Origin of the sequence: Amycolatopsis oliviviridis, assembly GCF_014654365.1 — a bacterium.
Lineage (GTDB): Bacteria > Actinomycetota > Actinomycetes > Mycobacteriales > Pseudonocardiaceae > Amycolatopsis > Amycolatopsis oliviviridis.
Genome location: NZ_BNAY01000003.1, coordinates 641,856 through 660,996 on the forward strand (window position 1 = coordinate 641,856; position 19,141 = coordinate 660,996).

The window sequence follows — 19,141 nt, forward strand, 5'->3', positions numbered from 1 at the left end:
CTTGCGCCTATCGCAAGGAAGGGGGCCTTCATGTACTTCGGCAAGGTGTGAAGGTCGAGTTTCCTCGGCTGAGCCGAGGGAAGGGGGCCTTCACGCGCAGACGCTGTGACTGCTGGTGCGTCTGGGGCACGTGTGGCGATCGCCGAGTCATGGAAGGTCCCCGAGCGCCACGCCCGGGACGCTCAACGTCTCAAGCGTGGCGCTCGGGGCATTCTCATGAGCCCAAAGCGCGTGAAGGCCCCCTTCCCACGGCTGAGCCGAGGGAAGGGGGCCTTCACGCGCTAAAGAGAAGCGATCACGCCTTCTGGCGGCGCTGCCGCGGGTCGAAAGCGTCCCGCAGGCCGTCACCGATGAAGTTGATCGTCAGCGAGATCAGCACCAGCACGACGAACGGGCCGAAGAACAGCGCCGGCCGGTTCTGCAGCTGCGCGTAGTTCTCGAGGATGACGCGGCCGAGCGAGGTGTCCGGCAGCTGCACCCCCAGCCCGATAAAGGACAGCGCCGCCTCGATCAGCACGGCCTGAGCGACCGCGAGGGTGGCGTTGACCGTGATCAGGCCGACCATGTTCGGCACCAGGTGCTTGAACACGATGTGGAAGGTCCCGGCGCCGGACGCGCGGGCGGCGTCCACGAATTCCCGCTGGGACAACGACATCGCCTCGGCTCTGGCGATTCGCGCGATCGGCATCCAGCCGAACGCCGCCAGCACCATCGCGACGATGTACCAGCTGCCGCCACCGAACACCTTCGCCAGGATGGCGGCGGCGGCGATCTGCGGGACGATCAGGAACAGGTCCGTCACGCGCGAGATCGCGGAGTCGGTGAAGCCGCGGAGGTAACCCGCCATCGCACCGAAAACGGTGCCGATGGTGGTGGCGATGATCGACACCACCAGCGCGATCAGCAGCGAGTACTGGGTGCCGCGCAGGATCTGCGACACCATCTCCTTGCCGACCTGCGTCGTCCCGAGCGGGTAGTCCGCGCTGGGCTTCGCGAAGGACGGGAAGGAGCTGTCCTCGTAGCTGTGCGGCCAGAAGATCGGCATGATCAGCACGGTGAGCACCAGGAGCAGGAGCACTCCCGTGCAGATCATCGCCAGCTTGTGCCGCAGGAACTTGCGCAGGACCAGCTTGCCCTGACTCCGGGGTTCGGGCAGGGCCTCCGCCGGGAGCGTGCCATCGGCGGACTTGGAGTCTTCCGCCGCGATAAGGGAATTCAAGTCAGCCAACGCGAATCCTCGGGTCCAGGATGCCGTACATCAGGTCGGCGATCAGGTTGGCGACGATGATGCTGCTGGCGATGAGCACCAGCCAGCCCATCATCACCTGCGTATCGCTCTTGGTCACGGCCTCGACGAGCAGCTTGCCCATGCCGTTCCAGTTGAACACCGTCTCGGTGATGATCGCGCCCGAGAGCACGGCACCGAAGTTGACGGAGAACAGGGTGGTCACCGGGATGAGCGCGTTGCGGAAGGCGTGGCGGAAGATGACCCGGCCGTTGCCGAGCCCCTTGGCCCGCGCGGTCCGCACGTAGTCCGCGTTCAACGTCTCCAGCATCGAAGCGCGCTGGAACCGGCTGTACGCGGCGAAGCTGATCGCCATGATGGACAAGGTCGGCAGCAGATAAGCGCCGATATAACTGGCCAGGAAACCGCCTGGACCGTCCAAGTTCAGCGATTCCGGGCTCGTGGTGCGGATCCAGGGATTACCGAGCACATCGGACAGTCCCAGGTCCCGCACCCAGCCGTTGAACTCGATCGCGTACCGCTTGAGCACGATGGCGACGCAGAAGATCGGCATCGAGAAAAGCAGGAAGGCCAGCGTGGTGGCGATGTAGTCGATGATCGAGTACTGCTTGACCGCCGCGACCACACCGACGAGGACGCCGAGGATGAGCGCGAGGATCTCGGCTCCGACGACGAGCTTCAAGGTGACCTCGAACGCGGCCATGACCTTCGGGAACACCGGGGCCTGCGCGTTGCCCTGTGCGATGGAAACGCCCCAGTCGCCGGTGACGAAGTTGCCGAGCCAAGTGAAGTACCGGGGAACGATGCTCTGGTCCAGCCCGAGCTGTGAGGCCATCTGCGCGATGGCTTCCTTGCTCATGGCCGGATTGCTCTTCATCTCGGCGAGCGGGTCACCGGTGCCGGCGACCATGACGAAACACAGGAAAGTCCCGACCAGCAGGACGGGAATCGATATCGCCAGACGGCGAAGAATGTAGATCACCAGGTTCAACGAACTGCTCCTCATCCGGGCCTGGTCGCCGAAGTGCTGGACCGCTGCCCGGTTGTCCACCGTAGTGGCGGTAACCCTACGGTCAACAGCTACTTCCGGCGGGTACGGGGGCCCGGCTTGTGGCCGGACCCCCCTACCACCAGGATCGCGTAAGCGAGTGGTGAAAAAGCGGGGCGGAAGCCCTACTTCTTCTGCTCCCACTCACCGGCGTTCCACAGGACACCGTTGTACGACTGCATGTAAGTGCGGTCGATGCCCTTGAACGCCCACATGGACGGGGTCTGGAACAGCGGCAGGGTCGCGTACTCGTCCGCGATCGCCTGGTCGGCCTTCTGGTAGCTCTCCAGCTGGACCGCCTCGTCGGTGGCCTTCACGGCCGCCTCGAAGGAGGAGTCGATCGTCGGGTTCGAGAGACCCTGGTAGTTCTGGCTGCTGTCGTCGACACGGGTGATGTAGATCGACTTCTGCTCGGCCTTGAACGGAGCGGCGGACCAGCCGAAGAGCGCGGCGTCGTAGTCGCTGGCCGCGAGACGGCCACCCTTCAGGAAGTTGGCGTCCTGGTCGTCCGTGATCTCGATACCGGCGGCCTTGGCCTGCGAGATGATGATCTCGACGGTCTGCTGACGGCGGGTGTTCTGGTTGTGCGAGATCTTGAACGACGCGCGCTGGCCGTCCTTGGCGAAGATGCCGTCGCCACCCTTGACCCAGCCGGCGTCGGACAGCGTCTTGGCCGCGGCCTCGGCGCCCAGACCGGCCTTGCTGCTGTACAGGTCCTTGAAGCCCTGCTCGCCCGGCATGAACACGATGCTGTTCAGCGGGGTCGCGTCGGCCTGGACCTCCTTCAGCAGCTTGTCGGTGATCTCCTGGCGGTTGACGACCTCGAAGAACGCCTTGCGCAGGTTCTTGTCCTTGAACATGCGCTTGTAGTTGAGGTCGATGTGCTCGAAGGTCAGCTGCGAGGCCGAACCGTAGGTGACACCCTGAGCGGCGAGGCTCTTCATGGTGTTGGCGGCGGTGGCGTCGGGCTGGGTCGAAGCGGCGATGTCGATCTCACCGTTCTGCAGCGCGGTCGCCATGGCCTTGGTGTCCTCCATCGCCTTCACGACGATCTTGGAGGGGCCACCCTTGCCACCGATCCAGTTCGGGTTCTTCTCGAGCGTGACGGCCTTCTGGTTGGCGTCGAACGCGGTGATCTTGTACGGGCCCGAAGCCGGCATGTCCTCGGCCTTGAAGGCCTTGAAGCCGTTGGTCCAGAAGTCACCGGCGGCCTTGAGCTGAGCGGCGTCGCTGGTCGGCGTCAGCTTGGTGATGTCGGGGACGTTCGCCCGCTTCTCGACGATGTGCGCCGGCATGATCGCGGTCGAGTTGAACAGACCCTTGTAGTCCAGGTACGGCTCGGTGTACTTGGTCTCGAAGGTCAGGTCGTCCTTGCAGGTGGCCTCGTTGATCAGCTGGTAGCCGGTCGTCGAAGCGGCGAGGAAGGCCTGCTTGCCGTCGGCGGTCTTCGCCTTGCCGGAGTGCGCCAGCCACGACAGGTACATGTCGTCGCAGTCGAACGCCTCGTTGTCCGACCACTTGACGTTCGGCTTGATCTTGTAAACGACGGTCTGCGGCGACTTGGAGGTGACCTCCCAGGAGTCGAACACGTCGTTGTTCAGCAGCACCTTGTTGTTGCCGTCGAGCACATCGGCACCGGCGAGCACGGAGGTCAGGATGTAGGTGTTGTACGACGTGTTGGTGTCGGGCGTGTCGTTGTTGTAGCCCGAGTACCCGTCGTCGATGCCCACCGTGACGGTGCCTTCGTAGCCCTTGGTGTCCGCGAGCTTGAAGTTTTCGCCGTTCTGCGCCTTGCCGGTCGCCATGCTCTTGATATCGGTCGACGACCCGTTCTGGTCGGTACTGCCGCTGTCGCCACCGCTGCATGCGCTCAGCACAAGCGCGGAGGCCGCGACCAGCGACCAGGCGGAGACTGCCTTGGACTTCCTCATGAAGTGTGCCCTCCTAGCACTGGGCTCCTGAGATCGGAACAGGACCCCACACCGCTCCGGTGAGATGGCCCGGAGCCTATGACACGCCAAGCAACACTCATTTGGCGCACTGCGGGTGCACGCTAGAAAGGAAATGCACGAACAGTCACCAGTTCCGGGGCGATCGTGACCAAAGGGTAACTTGAAGCCGACATCAAGAAATACAGTGGTTACCTTGAGGAATCAGTCCGCCACTCGAACGTGCCGGGAAAGGTCACCCTCCAGGGGCGAGCTTGGACTCGAATCGGCTACTTCGGACCCCTCGTCCAGTTCACCGCGGACCCGAAAGGGCCCACCATAGGAGGACCAGCGGTTACTCCGGAAATACCAGAGCCGATGGCGAGGGTATCGGCCAGCTGGAACAACGGAATGGCAACATTCCGACGCCACAATTCCGGTTCCAGGGTCGAAAGCGCGTCGGCGGCCGGGGTGGTGCCGGTCAGGGCCGCGTCGATCGACGGCTGCAGGGCCGGGTCGCAGAAGCCCAGCGGGTTCCCCGGGACGACGGCCTTGGTCTTGTCGGCGAGCTGATCGGGGCGGCAGCCGAAGGTGGACGCCAGCGCAGACGCGACGTCCGCACCGCCGGTGGCCTGGCCGATCACCGCGATGTCGATGCCGACGTTGCCCGCGCCTTCCGGGGTCGTCTGCTGGACCCCGTTGAGCACCGGCATGGCCAGCAGTGTCGAGAACAGCTCCCTCGGCTGCGGCGCGATCGCGTTGACCTCGATCCCCGCGGCCACCAGCTGCGCCGTGAGTTCCTTCGCGATCGTCGCGTACGGCTCCTGTTTGGCGGGCGAGGCGACGACCAGCGAAAGGTTCTTCCCGTTCTTGCGCCAGGTCCCGGCTTCCTTGGTGTACCCGGCGGATTTGAGCAGGTCCTCGCCCTTGACCGGATCCGCCGCCGACGGCGGGCCCGGGGCCGGGATGGTCGGCTGGAAGCCCGGAGCCGACGGGACGCGGACCTGGGCGTCGGCGCGGAGCTTGTCCGACGGCCCGCCCTCCGCCGCCTCGGTGATCAGCTTGCCGCGGTCGATCAGCGCGGTGACGCCTTCGCGCACCTTGGGATCCGACAGCGTCGCGCTCACCGGCCGCAGGAGGATCTGCGCGACCGTGGGGCGGGCGACCGTGTGCAGCTGGACGGCCGAGCCGAGTTCGCCGAGCCGCTTCAGGCCGTTGCCGTCGGTCCTGGTCATCGCGAACTGGTCGTTGCCGCTGCGCAGAGCGGCCAGTGTGCCCTCCTGATCGGCCGCACGGAGCACGATCCGGTCGAGGGCGGAGGGTTTCTCCCAATAGCGCTCGTTGCGCTCCAGGACGACCTCTCCGCGCGCCGTGTCGAGGCCCTTGATCGAGTACGGGCCGGCGACGGCCGGGAACGCCGTCGCCAGCGCGCCCTGCCACCCGTTCGGGGCGTCCTTGAGCAGATGGGCGGGCAGGAGGTTGTCGAAGAGCGTCTGCCAGCCCGGATACGGCTTCGAGAAGGTGACCTCGACCCGCTTGCCGCCTTCGCGCGACTGGATGTCCGAGATCAGCCGGTAGCCCGCGGCGCCGATGACGCCGGGCTGGTCGCGCATCGCCTCACGGAGGTAGGCGAAGTCCTCGGCGGCGATCGGGGCGCTGTCGGACCAGGAGGCGTCCGGCCGGATCGTGTACGCGACCGTGAACGGCTGCTGCGAGACGACCTCGGCGGACTTCATCAGGTTCTTGTCCAGCTCGAAGCTGCCGTCGTCCTTCGGGCGGAACACCGACGGGAGCAGCAGCTGCGAGAGCGCCGACGTCACTTGGGAGGCGTCGGCGAGGTTGTGCGGGTTGTAGCCGCCGAGAACGTCGTCGACCCCCACGACGACCTGCGAGGGCGTCTTCGTGGTCGAGGTGCTCACCGGGGAGGCCGAGGAGCTGACCACGGGCGGGGGCGGGGTGTTGCTGCAGGCGGCGAGGAGCACGGCCGCGCACACCACCATGGGTGCCGCTGTGGTCGCTGAACGCACGCCTGGATCCTCCTGGTTTGTCCCTCGCCCCGTCGCCATAGAGCTATCACGCCGGACATGGCCTCGGCAGCGAGATTCCCATATCGGCCCGGTCGTCGCCCGACCGGATGCCACCCTCCTCCGGTGGACGTCCGGGAGGCCTCCGGGGTTCCTGACCGGACGACACTTTTCGGGACCCGCCGAAACAGGCCCGTTCGGCAATGGGTTCCGCGACCCGGAACATTCCGGAACGGCGGCCGGAATGTTCGCCACCGGACGTTTCGTCGAAGAAACGATCGCGATCACGAGTCCTATCCGGACACGTTTAGGATCTTTTGTTTCGCGCCGTACCCGATCCGCGTTCTCGGCGGGCCACACTTCCCGTCGTACCGTGAAGCCGTTCCGGCGTTGTGAACACCGTCCAAAATGGAGATCGCTTTCCCTTCGGAATTGTCGGGAAAGGACTTGTTCTCACGAGGAACACCCGATCGAATACGGTGCGTGATCGCTTTTGGCGCCGAAAACGCCGAAGGGCGCCTACTCACAGTGAGTGAGCAGACGCCCTTCGGCGTTTCGCTGAGCAGGTCAGCCGCGGTTCTTCATCTTGTTGCGCTCCTTGGCGCGCTGGTTGACGTCCAGCGTGACCTTGCGGATCCGGACGACGTCGGGGGCGACCTCGACGCACTCGTCGACGGAGCAGAACTCCAGCGCCTCCTCCAGGCCCATCTTGCGCGGGCGGGCCAGCGTCTCCATCACGTCGGCGGAGGACTGACGCATGTTGGTCAGCTTCTTCTCCTTGGTGATGTTGATGTCGAGGTCCTCGGCACGCGGGTTCTCACCGACGACCATGCCCTCGTACACCTCGGCGCCCGGCTCCACGAAGAAGGTGCCGCGGTCGGCGAGCTGGATCATCGCGTACGCGGTGATGGGGCCCGAGCGGTCGGCGACCAGGGAACCGGAGTGACGGGTGCGGATCTCGCCAGCCCACGGGAAGTACCCCTCGAACACGTGGTTCGCGATACCGGTGCCGCGGGTCTCGGTGAGGAAGTCGGTGCGGAAGCCGATCAGGCCACGCGCCGGGAGGACGTAGTCGAGCTTGATGCGGCCGGTGCCGTGCCCGCCCATGTGCTCCATGCGGCCCTTGCGGGCGGCGAGCAGCTGCGTGATGCCGCCGAGGTGCTCCTCCGGGGCGTCGATCGACAGGCGCTCGAACGGCTCGTGCAGCTTGCCGTCGATCATCTTGGTGACCACCTGCGGCTTGCCGACGGTCAGCTCGAAGCCCTCACGGCGCATCTGCTCGACGAGGATCGCCAGCGCCAGCTCGCCACGGCCCTGGACCTCCCAGGTGTCGGGGCGCTCGGTCGGCAGCACCTTGATGCTGACGTTACCGATCAGCTCCTGGTCCAGCCGGGCCTTGACCAGACGGGCGGTGACCTTGTCGCCGCCGCTGCGGCCGGCCAGCGGCGAGGTGTTGACACCGATGGTCATCGAGATGGCGGGCTCGTCGACGGCGATCCGGGGCAGCGCCTCCGGGTTCTCGACGTCGGCGAGGGTGTCGCCGATGGTGATGTCCGGGATGCCGGCGATGGCGACCAGTTCGCCCGCGCTGGCCTCGGTCGCCGGGACGCGGGTGAGCGCCTCGGTGACCAGCAGCTCGGAGATCCGGACGTTCTGGATGCTGCCGTCCTCGCGCATCCACGCCACGGTCTGGCCCTTGCGCAGGTTGCCGGAGTGGATGCGGATCAGCGCGATCCGGCCGAGGAAGTTCGACGCGTCGAGGTTGGTGACCAGCGCGCGCAGCGGGCCTTCCTTGTCCGCGAAGGGCGGCGGCACGTGGCGCAGCAGGGTCTCGAACAGCGGGTCGAGGTTCTCGCTCTCGGGCACGGCGCCGTCGGCGGGCTGCTCGAGGCTCGCCTTGCCGGACCGGGCGGAGGCGAAGACGACCGGGAGGTCGAGGATCGCGTCGAGGTCGGCGTCCTCGATGTCACCGGCCAGGTCGAGCAGCAGGTCGTGGGTCTCCTCGACGACCTCGGAGATCCGGGCGTCGGGCCGGTCGGTCTTGTTGACGACCAGGATCACCGGCAGGCCGGCTTCGAGGGTCTTGCGGAGCACGAACCGGGTCTGCGGGAGCGGGCCCTCGCTGGCGTCCACCAGCAGGACGACGCCGTCGACCATGGCAAGGCCGCGTTCGACCTCGCCGCCGAAGTCGGCGTGGCCGGGGGTGTCGATGACGTTGATCGTCACCGGGCCGTTCTCGGTCTCGCGGTGGATGGAGGTGTTCTTCGCGAGGATGGTGATGCCCTTTTCCCGCTCGAGCTCTCCGGAGTCCATCACGCGGTCGACGAGTTCGGCGCGCTCCTCGAACGCGCCGGACTGCCGGAGCATGGCGTCGACGAGGGTCGTCTTGCCGTGGTCGACGTGGGCGACGATGGCGACGTTGCGCAGGTCGGGCCGGGTCTTGCCGGACGAGCGACCGGCATCGACTGCGGTGGCGCTGGCTGCGGGCACGCGAAGGCTCCAAAGGTTTCAAGTTCGGGTGTGGTGCCCACGCCGCCCCGAGCGCTTCCAACTCACGCGATCGAGTAACGTCGGCCGACTTTGGCCATACGCGGACCACACCAGCGTACCTGTAGCCGAACTGTGAGCACCCCCACGCCCCAAGATCGGTTAGCCTCACCTAACGTGGAGGCGTCGCCGACGCAGTCCGACAAGGAGCGCGAGTGGGCAAGAAGCTACCCGACGACCCGCACAAGCTCGTGCGTAAATGGATGAAGTCAGGCAAGGTCAAGAAGAAATGCTGCCGCTCGAAGTCACGATGCGGCAAATGCCCCGTTCTCGCCCTCAAAAAGGCGAAAACGAAGATCGCGAAAGCGGCTTGACCGCGTCTTCGGCAATGATCGTCAGTGCACCACCGCCTCGTTGACCTGCCGCAGTTCCGGCGCGGTTCGGGTCGGCGAGAACTCGATCACCTCGTAGGCGGCCATGTGCTTGACCGAGAAGGGGTCTGTCGCGAGGATCGCGTCCAGCTTTCCCCTGGCCATGGGCCTGGTGATGATGACGCCACCGATGCGCGGGTTGCGCCTGCCGGAGGCGAGGAAATTGCCGTGCTCGTACTGCTTGGTCAGCCAGTCGGCGTGATCCGGGAGCACGTAGTCGATTTCTTCGATAGGGGCGGTGTAGGTCAGCAGGACGACATACATGAGATGAAGGTAGACCCGGATCTCCAATGTGACAGGCGTACTGGATCAGCCGATACGAAGTGTTGACGCTACGCGCCCGGAATGAGTGAAATCATCCCGCGTTTCGTCCTCTGGATGCGGTACTTCGACGTCGAAGTACCGCATCCAGAGGACGAAACGCGAGCCGCTCTGTAGGATGAATCCCATGCGCGCGCAGAACGCCCAGTGGTGGCCGCCCTCCGGCGGCCCCGAAGTCCTGCGCTGAACCAGACGAGCGCACCACCCAGGCCGCCCCACCGGGCGGCCTTTTTCGTGCCCGGTCCCGGGGCGGCCCGAATCCGGAAGGAAGAAGGCAGATGATCAGGTTGTCCGGGATCACCCCGTCCGGCCACGTCCACGTCGGGAACCACCTGGGGGCCATTCGGCGCTGGGCGGACGAGGGCGGGCCGGACGACCTGTACTTCGTCTCCGACCTGCACGCCATGACGAACGCGCACAATCCGGCGAAGCTGCGTTCGATGGCCTCGGAGCAGCTGGCCGTGCTGATCGCGGCCGGGATCGACCCGGACCGCGTGTTCGTGCAATCCGACCTGGCCCGCGAACTGGGCGCCCTCAACTGGGTCCTCGAATGCACCTGCAACTACGGCGAGGCCGCCAGGATGATCCAGTTCAAGGAGAAGTCGAAGGGCCAGGCCGGGGTCCGGCTCTCGCTGCTGACCTATCCGGTGCTGATGGCGGCGGACATCCTGCTCCAGGGCGCGGACGAGGTCCCGGTCGGCGAGGACCAGCGGCAGCACGTCGAACTGGCGAGAACGCTCGCGAAGCGGTTCAACTCCACCTACGGCGACGTGTTCACCATGCCGAAGGCGGTACTGCCGCCCGCCGGGGCACGGGTCATGGACCTCGCCGAGCCGACGCGGAAGATGTCGAAGTCGACGCGGGACGAAGCCGGGGTCGTCTTCGTCCTCGACGAGGCCGACCAGGTCAGGCGGAAGATCAAGCGCGCCAAGACCGACGGCGGGTCGAAGCCCGCGTACGCCCCGGAAAGCCGGCCGGGGATGGCGAACCTGCTGGACATCCTCGCGGCGTGCACCCGGGAGAAACCCGCAGACCTCGCCGACCGGTTCGACTCCTACGGCCAGGTCAAGGAGACCGTCGCCGAGGCGCTCATCGAGGAGCTGCGGCCGGTCCGGGAGGGCGCCCTGGCGCTGCTCGCCGACCCCGGTGAGCTGGAGCGGGTCCGCAAGGCGGGTGCCGTCCGGGCGGCGGAACGCGGGGAGCACCGGCTCCAGTCCGCGCTGCGGCTCATCGGCGCGGGCTGAAGTTCCGTGAAGGACTCCTTCCCTACTTTGAGGGTAGGGAAGGCGTCCTTCACGGACTTGAGAGCAGGGCGTGCAGGGCCGGGAGGAGGACGCGGTCCGCGGGGAGCCAGTCGAGGTCGTCGAGGTCGCGCGCGGAGATCCACCGGACGTCCTTGTGCTCCACCGCCCGCGGCTCGTCCCCCGCGCTGGCCAGCGAAGCGGCGTAGATCCGCAGCACCTTCCCCTTGGGCAGCGGGACGTCGTGGCCGACCCGGCCGCCGACCGTCACGGCGACGTCCAGCTCCTCCAGGCATTCGCGCGCCAGAGCGGCCTCGTCGCTTTCGCCGTCCTCGACCCGCCCGCCCGGCAGTTCCCATTGCCCGGCGTGGTCGGCGGGCCAGGCCCGCTGCTGCGCCAGCAGCTGTCCGTTCCGCACGATGGCGGCGCCCACGATCACCACGCGGCACACCCTACGACCGAGCGTGCCAGAACCCGGATCACGCGTGCCAGAACCCGGATCACGCGTGCTTGGAGCCGGATCACGGTGTTCCGCCTCCAAGCACGCGAGTTCCGCTTTCAAGCACGCGAGTCACGTCGAAGCGCCGGGCCGGGCCGCCTGCCAGACGATCTGGAAGCGCGCCCCGCCATCGGGTGATTCGCCGACGCGGACCCGGCCCCCGCGCCGACGGACGGCCTCCGCGACCATCGCCAGCCCCAGCCCGGTGCCGCCGGAGGACCGCGCCCGCGAATCGGAAACGCGGTAGAAGCGGTCGAAGACCCGTTCCCGGTGCTCAGGCGCGATACCAGGTCCGTCGTCGTCGACCACCACCCGCACCGAAGACCGCGACGCGAGCACCGACACCACGATCTCGCCGCGCGCGTACCGGCAGGCGTTGCGCAGCAGATTGCTCAGCACCAGTTCGACCTCGGCGTGCGTGGCCAGCGCCCACGCCGTCCCGACCGTGCCGGTCACCCGGACCTCCGGCGCGTCGGAAGGCATCCGCGCGACCGCGGCCCGTACCTCGCTCACCAGCTCGACCGGTTCGGCGGGCGGCACCTCCCCCGCGTCCGACCGCGCCAGCGCAAGCAGCCCGTCGAGCAGCGCGGAAAGCCGTTCCGACTCCTCCAGGATGTCGGAAAGCGTCTCCTGGGAGAGGTCCGGATCGGGGTTGGTGACGGCGACCTCGGCCTGCACGCGGATCGACGCGACCGGCGAGCGGAGCTCGTGCGCGGCGTCCCCGGTGAACCGTCGCAGCCGGTCCGCGCCCTCCTCCTGCCGGGCCAGCAGGGCGTTGAACTCCTCGGCCAGCGCACGGAGTTCGTCGTGCGAATCCGGCAGCGGCAGCCGCGCACCGGGCGGGAGCGCCCGCACCGAACCGCGCATCCGCGCCACTGGCCGCAGCGCGAACCGCACCAGCAGCCAGGTCGCGATCCCGGCGCCCACCGCGCCGACGGACGCGGCCGCGAACAGCCAGTAGCCGCCGGAATGCACCGCCGTCGCGAAGCCGACCAGGCCCGCGCCCGTGACGACCAGCCGTTGCTGCCCGTCCGGCGCGGTGATCACGGTGCCCACCCAGCGCCAGCTGTGCGCACCGCCGGTCGTGACCGATTCACCCGCCTTCAGCGCCCGGACCTCCGCGGGGCCGAGGTTCGCGGCGGGCAGGCCGTCCACCGGGCCGCCGCCGGTGTCGAGGACGCGGACGGTGACCGCCGACGCCGTCGGTGGCCGCCCGGCGGCGACATCGGCCTTCGCGATCTCCAGCTGGGCGCCGAGTTCGTCGTCGACCGAGCCGATGAGCAGCGGCTGAAGGTTGTCCCCGGCGACCGCCGCCAGCCCGAGCAGGAAGCCGAGCGTGACCGCGGCCGTGAGCAGGGTGATCCGGACCTGGAGCGAACGGCGGCGCCACCACGACGGTGAGCCGATCACCCCTGTCCCGCCGGGGCGATCACTTCGTCGAGCTGCGGGTCCGAAGCCAGGTAGCCGTGCCCGCGCACGGTCCGGACCAGCGCGCCCGCGCCGACGGCGTCGAGTTTGCGGCGCACGTAGCCGACGTAGACCTCGACGACGTTGCGGGTCGCGGCCTGCTCGTCACCCCAGACCGCGCGCAGCAGCTCGTCCTTGGTGACCACCGTGCCCGCCCGGCCCGCCAGCACCTCCAGCAGCGCGAACTCGCGGGGGCTGAACGCCACGTCGACCCCGTCGTAGCGGACCTGCCGCAGGCTCCGGTCGACTTCGAGCGCGCCGATCCGCAGCGGCCCGCGGATCGCGTCCGGCGACGCCCGCCGCAGCACCGCGCGCACCTGCGCGACCAGGACGACGAACGAGAACGGCTTCACGAGGTAACCGTCGGCGCCGAGGTCGAGACCGTCCGCCTGGTCGACCTCTCCGTCCTTCGCCGAGATCATCAGCACCGGCGTGGTGACGCCGAGCGCGCGCAGCCGTTCGAGCACGCGGTAGCCGGAAAGCCCCGGGAGCATGATGTCGAGCAGGACGACGTCGAACGAGCCCGTCTGCGCGAGCCGCAGGCCGCTGGGCCCGTCGGCCGCCGTGACCACGTCCATGTCCTCGGCGCGCAGCCCCCGCTGCAACGCCTTGCGGACGCCGGGCTCGTCGTCGACCACCAGTACTCGAGGTTTCACGTCCCTCATCATTCACGCTTTCACCAGCTCACGCGCGAGCTCTCAGCGCCATCTCAGCTCGGAAGGCGGAGTCTGAGTGGTATCTCAGCGTTTCCGGGGAAGCGTTGTCGCCAAGACCCGAGCACACCGGGGTTCGGGGAAACAGGGAGAGACAGCATGGATCCGAAGAGGAAGGCCATCACCGCGGCGGTGGTGGGGACGGCACTGGGCGTCGGCGGGCTCGCCGTCGTCGCGATGCCCGCCAGCGCGGGTGACGCACCGGTGCTGCCGCAGATCAGCGCCGAGGAGCTGGTGCAGTCCACGCTCAACGCGAAGCCGGCGGCGTTCGACGGGAAGGTCAAGGTCGACAACGACCTCGGCCTGCCGCAGATCGGCAGCACGCTGCCCGGCGCGGCCGCGCTGAACGTCGACTCCGCGCAGATCTCGACCGACGGCGCGGGCAAGAGCAAGGTGTCGCTCACCGAGGGCTCCAGCCAGCAGACCATCGTCCGCAACGGCCAGACCGTCTGGGAGTACAACTCCAAGGACAACTCCGCGACCAAGGTCACCATCCCGGACGACCTGGCCAAGGAGCACCAGAACAAGACCGACGGCCAGGCCGTCGACCCGGCCACGGTCGCGTCGGAACTGCTCGGCAAGGTGCGCGAGAGCAGCACGATCGCCGTCGACGGGACATCCTCGGTGGCGAACCGTTCGGCGTACGAGCTGGTGCTGACCCCGAAGCCGACCGAGCGGACGCTCCTGCGCGAGATCCGCGTCGCGATCGACGAGCAGACCCGGATGCCGCTGCGGCTGACGGTGCTGGCCAACGGCACCTCCTCCCCGGCGCTCGAGGTCTCCTTCAGCGAGATCACCTTCGCGGACCAGCCCGCGTCGAACTTCGAGTTCACCCCGCCGAAGGGCGCGAAGGTGACCGAGAAGACCGCCGAGGTCGACCCGAAGAACCGTGAACTCGCCGAGCAGGCCAAGTCCGACGTCAAGGTCGTCGGCGACGGCTGGGACACCGCGATCACCGGCAAGATCCCGGCCGACGCGCTGGCCAAGGCCGGTAGCGCGAAGGACGAGGAAGGCCGCCAGGTCGACCCGAAGGCGATGCTTTCGCGGTTCGCCAAGCCGGTCAGCGGTGCCTGGGGCAGCGGCTGGCTGGTGACCACCAAGGTCGGCAGCGGCGTGCTGACCGACGACGGCCGCTTCGCCGTCGGCGCGGTGCCGGAGCAGGTCCTCTTCGAGGCTTTGGCCGCGAAGTGACCACCACGTTCGAAGCCGGGACGGACGCCTCGCAGGAGGCGTCCGCTCCGGCGGTACCCATGGCGGCCCGCACCAGGGGTCTGCGCAAGGTCTACGGCCGCACGGTGGCCGTGGACCACGTCGATCTGGACGTTCCCGAAGGCGCCGTGCTGGGGATGCTCGGCCCCAACGGTTCGGGCAAGACGACGACCATCCGGATGCTGCTCGGGCTCGTGCGGCCCACCGAGGGCGAGGTCGAACTCTTCGGCAAGAAGATGCCCGACGAGGCGGCGCACGCGCTGCCCGACGTCGGCGCGCTGGTCGAGGGGCCGGGCTTCCACCCTTTTCTCTCCGGGCGGGAGAACCTGCTGCGCGTGGCCGCGGCCGAACCGAGGCTGGCCTCGGCGGGCATCCCGGCGGCGGTCGACGGCGCGCTTGAGCGCGTCGGCCTGACCGACGCCGCGACCCGGCGCTACAAGGGGTACTCGCTGGGCATGAAGCAGCGGATGGGGCTGGCGAGCGCGCTGCTCGTCCCGCGGCGGATGATCGTGCTCGACGAGCCGACCAACGGCCTCGATCCGGCCGGTACCAGGGAGATCCGCCGGATCATCGCCGAACTGCACGCGGACGGCGTCACCGTGCTGGTGTCGTCGCATCTGCTGGCCGAGGTCGAGGCGACCTGCACGCACGTCGCGGTGCTCCAGTCGGGGAACGTGATCGCCCAGGGCGAGCTCACGGAACTGCTGGAGTCGGGGAACGCGGCGCTGCTGGTGCGGACGCCGGACGCCGAGCTCGCGGTGGAGACGTTGCGGGAGAACAGGATCGGCAGCAGGCTCACGCCGGACGGCGTCCGCGTGGACCTCACCGCGGCCGAGGCTCCCGACGTGCTGCGTCAGCTGGTGACGGCCGGGGTGGCCGTGCACGAGGCGGCGCGGGCCCGGACCGGGCTGGAGGACCTGTTCGCCCGGCTGACCCAGCCGGAGTCCACTGTAGACGGTGAGGGGGAGTCGTGACCCACGCTCTGGCCGCGGCACCCGCGGCACGGACCGGCCGGGACAGTGTCGGCCTGCTCCGGTTGTATCGCGCCGAACTGCGCTGGATCTTCCGGCGGCCCCGCACGCTGGCCGTGCTGGGACTGCTCGCGCTGATCCCGATCGTGATCGGCGTGGCGCTGACCCTGGTCGACCCGGCGGAGGCGAACGACGGTGGCGGCGGCGGGGACGGCGCGCTGCTCGCGTCCGCGATGAACAACGGGTTCATCCTGCCGGTCGCGGCCCTGACCATGACGCTGGCGCTGCTCCTGCCGCTCGCCTCGGCGATGGCCGGGGCGGACGCGATCGCCGGCGAGGCGGCGCACGGCACCTTGCGGGGCTGGCTGATCGCGCCGGTCGGGCGGGGCAGGCTGCTCGCGATCAAGGCGTTCGGCGTCGCGACGGTGTCGGTGATCGCGGTGCTGGCGATGACGTTCACCGGTTTCGTCACCGGGCTGATCATCAGCGGTACCGACTCGATGTTCACCCTCACCGGTTCGACGCTGAGCGTATGGGACGCGCTGGGCAGGCTCCTGGTCGTGGCCCTGTGGATCACGCTGCAGCTGTGGGCGGTCGGCGCGGTCGCGCTCGCGATCTCGTCGTTCACCGAGCATCCGATGCTGGTGGTCGCCTCGGTGCTGGCCGGGACGATCGTGTTCACCATCCTGGGCTTCCTGGACGCGGTCTCGTGGCTGCATCCCTTCCTGCTCAACAAGGACTGGTCGATGGCGCCTGCCTCGGTGCTGATGGACCCGCTGGACACGACACTGCTCGGCGAAGGCGCCCTGCGCGCCGCCTGCTACATCGTCATCGGGCTCTCGATCGCCTACTCGCGCCTGACCACGCGGGACGGCTGACCCACCACGCGTTTCGTCCTCTGAATGCGGTAGTTGCGTAACGCAAGTACCGCATTCAGAGGACTAATCGCGTAGTTGGGCGACGCCGTCCGGGTCCAGGGCGAGCCGCACGGTGTCCCCCGGGCGCAGATCCGCGGTCACCGGCGCGACGGCGTCCACAGTGGACAGATCGCCGCCGGGCGCCACCACGAGCCGGACGTGCTCCCGCCGGTGCACCACAGCGGTGACCTCGCCCTCGACACCCTCCGGCGAGACCCGCAGTCCGTGCGGCCGCAGCCCCAGCCGCACCGCGCCGTCCTCGACGTCCGGCAGCGTGACCTCGCCGAGCGGCGTCCGCACCACACCGCCGGACGCCTCACCGTCGACGAACGTGGTCACCCCGAGGAACCGCGCCACGTCCTCGTCCACCGGCTGCCGCCAGACGCGGCGCACCGCGCCCTCCTGCCGGATCTCGCCGTCGTCGAGCACGGCGACCCGGTCGGCGAGGGTGAACGCCTCCTCCTGGTCATGTGTGACCAGCAGCGCGGTGATCTTGCTGCGCCGCAGCAGCGCCGCGAGGTCGATCGCCAGCTGTTCCCGCAGTCCGGCGTCCAAACCGGACAGTGGTTCGTCCAGCAGCAGCAACCGCGGCTCCGGCGCCAGCGCGCGGGCCAGCGCCACCCGCTGCGCCTGCCCGCCGGACAGCTCGGTCACCCTCCGCCGCTCGTAACCGCTCAGCCCGACCAGCTCCAGCAGTGCCCGGACCCGCTCCGCGTGCTCGGCGCGCGGGACGTCGTGCATCCGCAGGCCGAACGCGATGTTCGAGGCGACGTCCTTGTGCGGGAACAGCTGCCCGTCCTGGAACACGAGCCCGAATTCCCGCCGGTGCACCGGGACGCCGGAGAGGTCCTCGCCGTCCCAGCGCACGGTGCCCGACGTCAGCGGTTCCAGTCCGGTGATCGCCCGCAGCAGCGTCGACTTCCCCGAACCGGACGGCCCGAGCAGCGCCAGCACCTCGCCGTCGGCGATGTCCAGCCGGGCATCCTTCACGGCCGGGAAGGATCCATAGTGGACGGTCAGGTCCCGTACCGACAGCGACACTAGAACTCCCCTACCGAATTCTGCCCGCGGACCGCGCCGAACCGGTCGATCAGCACCACCGCCACCACGGTCACGATCATGAGCAGCGCGCAGGCCGCGTAGGCCATCTGGTTGTTCAGCTCCCCCGGCCGCGAGATCAGCGTCGCGACGGCGACCGGCAGCGTCGGCGCGTCCGGCCTGGCCAGGAAGCTCGTCGCGCCGAACTCGCCGAGCGCGACCACGTAACCGAATCCGGCGGCCGCGACCAGCGAACGCGCCGTCAGCGGCAGATCGATCTCCCGCCACACCCGGCCGGGGCTCGCACCGAGGGTCGACGCGGCCTGCCGCAGCCGGACGTCGACCGACCGCAGCACCGGCAGCACCATCCGCACGATCAGCGGGATGATCACCAGCGCCTGCGCGAGCGGCACCAGCAGTGGCGACGTCCGCAGGTCGCCGGGCAGCGCGTCGAGCGTGACGAGGTAACCGAAACCGACGGTCACCGCGGACACGCCCAGCGGGAGCATCAGCGCGGCGTCCATCGTCTCGCCCATGCCCCGCGCCAGCCTGCCCGGCGTGCGCCGCAGCGCGACCAGCACGACCGAGGCCAGCACGCCGATGATCATCGCGAGCATCGTCGCGTCGAACGCGGTCCGTAGCGACATCGACGCCGCGTCCCAGCCCGAGACCTGGAGCGCGCCGCGGGATCCGTGTCCGGCGAGCGCTTCGTACCCGGCGAGATTCCAGCCTTCCGAAGTGGACACGGACTCGACGAGCAGCGCCACGATCGGCGTCATCAGAAGCGCGATCACCGCGAGCCCGGCGCTCACGGCCCACCACTCGCCGCCCCTCGGCCGCCGCGCGGTCTCGCTCCCCGAACGCAGGCGAACCGCGTTCTCCCGCCGCCGCCTCGCCAGCGCGCCGACCACGAGCGCGGCGACGACGGCGGCGAACTGCACCAGCGACAGCGCGGCCGCGCCGGAAAGGTCGAGCAGCTCGACGGTGCGCAGGTAGATCTCGGTTTCCAGGGTCCGGTACTTCGCCCCGCCGAGAATGAGCACGACCCCGAAACTGGTGGCGCAGAACAGGAACACCACCGCGGCCGAGGAGGCGATGGCGGGGGCGAGCGCGGGCAGCGTCACCGAACGGAAGGCGCGCCAGGGTGACGCGCCGAGCGCTCGCGCCGCGTCCACGGTGCGCGGGTCGAGATGGCTCCACAGCCCGGAAACCGTGCGCGCGACGACGGCGACGTTGAAGAACGCGTTGGCCAGTACCAAGGGCAGAAGTCCGCCGTCGGGCCAGAGCGCGCGGAACGCCAGGCCGACCACGACCGTCGGCAGCACGAACGGCACCAGCACGAGTGTCCGGACCAACGAGACACCCGGCAGCTTCACCCGGGCGAGCAGGAACGCGACCGGGAGGCCCGCGAGCACCGCGACGATCGTCGAGACTCCCGCACTGGCCACGGTGAATCCGGCGAGTTTCCAGGTCAGCGGGTCGCCGATGGCCGTGCCGACGCCGCCGGAACCGAAGCCGCGGCCGATGATCGCCGCGACCGGCCAGGCGAAGAAGAGCACGAGGAAACCGAGCGGCGGCACGGCGAGTGCGGCCAGCCCGGC

At 68.8% G+C, this 19,141-nt stretch carries 16 protein-coding genes; 5 read left to right on the top strand and 11 right to left on the bottom strand.

Features of this window, described 5'->3' with window-relative positions; genetic code table 11:
* Nucleotides 1-295 precede the first annotated feature (295 nt).
* From IE302_RS16105 to typA, 5 genes are all read right to left on the bottom strand, one after another.
* Nucleotides 296-1,228, bottom strand: coding sequence for an ABC transporter permease (locus IE302_RS16105; protein ID WP_191255310.1), 933 nt, complete (start codon nucleotides 1,226-1,228; stop codon nucleotides 296-298).
* On the bottom strand, nucleotides 1,221-2,237 hold the full coding sequence (locus tag IE302_RS16110; protein ID WP_191255625.1) for an ABC transporter permease: 1,017 nt from the start codon (nucleotides 2,235-2,237) through the stop codon (nucleotides 1,221-1,223). The genes IE302_RS16105 and IE302_RS16110 overlap by 8 nt, the downstream gene beginning before the upstream one ends.
* A 182-nt stretch (nucleotides 2,238-2,419) precedes the next feature.
* Nucleotides 2,420-4,225 (bottom strand): ABC transporter family substrate-binding protein, encoded by a 1,806-nt coding sequence (locus IE302_RS16115; RefSeq protein WP_191255311.1) that lies wholly within the window; start codon nucleotides 4,223-4,225, stop codon nucleotides 2,420-2,422.
* Nucleotides 4,226-4,512: 287 nt separating this feature from the next.
* Nucleotides 4,513-6,222, bottom strand: coding sequence for an ABC transporter family substrate-binding protein (locus IE302_RS16120; protein ID WP_191255626.1), 1,710 nt, complete (start codon nucleotides 6,220-6,222; stop codon nucleotides 4,513-4,515).
* 591 nt (nucleotides 6,223-6,813) lie between these two features.
* A complete protein-coding gene (gene typA / locus IE302_RS16125; RefSeq protein ID WP_191255312.1) occupies nucleotides 6,814-8,736 on the bottom strand; it encodes a translational GTPase TypA in 1,923 nt (640 codons plus the stop codon).
* 212 nt (nucleotides 8,737-8,948) lie between these two features.
* On the opposite strand from typA, the gene IE302_RS16130 reads away from it, so the two are divergent.
* Nucleotides 8,949-9,107 (top strand): hypothetical protein, encoded by a 159-nt coding sequence (locus IE302_RS16130; protein ID WP_007028942.1) that lies wholly within the window; start codon nucleotides 8,949-8,951, stop codon nucleotides 9,105-9,107.
* 21 nt (nucleotides 9,108-9,128) lie between these two features.
* Here the strand turns inward: IE302_RS16130 and IE302_RS16135 are convergent, their stop codons facing one another.
* Nucleotides 9,129-9,428 carry a YciI family protein gene (locus tag IE302_RS16135; protein WP_191255313.1) on the bottom strand — a complete coding sequence of 100 codons (300 nt, stop codon included), beginning with the start codon at nucleotides 9,426-9,428 and terminating at the stop codon, nucleotides 9,129-9,131.
* Nucleotides 9,429-9,763: 335 nt separating this feature from the next.
* Between IE302_RS16135 and trpS the strand changes: the two genes are divergently transcribed.
* Nucleotides 9,764-10,729: a tryptophan--tRNA ligase gene (gene trpS / locus IE302_RS16140; RefSeq protein ID WP_191255314.1), complete on the top strand. Its 966-nt coding sequence runs from the start codon at nucleotides 9,764-9,766 to the stop codon at nucleotides 10,727-10,729.
* A gap of 49 nt (nucleotides 10,730-10,778) precedes the next feature.
* Here trpS and IE302_RS16145 read toward each other — a convergent pair whose 3' ends face one another.
* The 3 genes from IE302_RS16145 to IE302_RS16155 form a co-directional block, all read right to left on the bottom strand.
* Nucleotides 10,779-11,168, bottom strand: a complete 390-nt coding sequence (locus tag IE302_RS16145) for a (deoxy)nucleoside triphosphate pyrophosphohydrolase (protein WP_191255315.1) — start codon at nucleotides 11,166-11,168, stop codon at nucleotides 10,779-10,781.
* A gap of 129 nt (nucleotides 11,169-11,297) precedes the next feature.
* Complete coding sequence (locus IE302_RS16150; protein WP_191255316.1) at nucleotides 11,298-12,635, bottom strand: ATP-binding protein; 1,338 nt, start codon at nucleotides 12,633-12,635, stop codon at nucleotides 11,298-11,300.
* Complete coding sequence (locus IE302_RS16155) at nucleotides 12,632-13,360, bottom strand: response regulator transcription factor (RefSeq protein WP_039917931.1); 729 nt, start codon at nucleotides 13,358-13,360, stop codon at nucleotides 12,632-12,634. Before IE302_RS16155 ends, IE302_RS16150 begins: the two co-directional genes overlap by 4 nt.
* 144 nt (nucleotides 13,361-13,504) lie before the next feature.
* Here IE302_RS16155 and IE302_RS16160 point away from each other — a divergent pair, with 144 nt between their 5' ends.
* The 3 genes from IE302_RS16160 to IE302_RS16170 are packed head-to-tail and all read left to right on the top strand — an operon-like array spanning nucleotide 13,505 to nucleotide 16,463.
* The gene (locus IE302_RS16160; RefSeq protein WP_191255317.1) at nucleotides 13,505-14,596 is read left to right on the top strand and encodes a LolA family protein; all 1,092 of its coding nucleotides are present in this window, start codon (nucleotides 13,505-13,507) and stop codon (nucleotides 14,594-14,596) included.
* On the top strand, nucleotides 14,593-15,588 hold the full coding sequence (locus IE302_RS16165; protein WP_191255318.1) for an ABC transporter ATP-binding protein: 996 nt from the start codon (nucleotides 14,593-14,595) through the stop codon (nucleotides 15,586-15,588). Before IE302_RS16160 ends, IE302_RS16165 begins: the two co-directional genes overlap by 4 nt.
* Nucleotides 15,585-16,463, top strand: a complete 879-nt coding sequence (locus IE302_RS16170) for an ABC transporter permease (protein WP_191255319.1) — start codon at nucleotides 15,585-15,587, stop codon at nucleotides 16,461-16,463. The genes IE302_RS16165 and IE302_RS16170 overlap by 4 nt, the downstream gene beginning before the upstream one ends.
* 63 nt (nucleotides 16,464-16,526) lie before the next feature.
* On the opposite strand, the gene IE302_RS16175 is transcribed toward IE302_RS16170, so the two are convergent.
* Together IE302_RS16175 and IE302_RS16180 are read right to left on the bottom strand one after the other, a co-directional pair.
* Entirely contained in the window at nucleotides 16,527-17,543 is a 1,017-nt protein-coding gene (locus IE302_RS16175; protein WP_191255320.1) for an ABC transporter ATP-binding protein, read from the bottom strand.
* The gene (locus IE302_RS16180; protein ID WP_191255627.1) at nucleotides 17,543-19,120 is read right to left on the bottom strand and encodes an ABC transporter permease; all 1,578 of its coding nucleotides are present in this window, start codon (nucleotides 19,118-19,120) and stop codon (nucleotides 17,543-17,545) included. The genes IE302_RS16175 and IE302_RS16180 overlap by 1 nt, the downstream gene beginning before the upstream one ends.
* Between the last annotated feature and the right edge of the window lie 21 nt (nucleotides 19,121-19,141).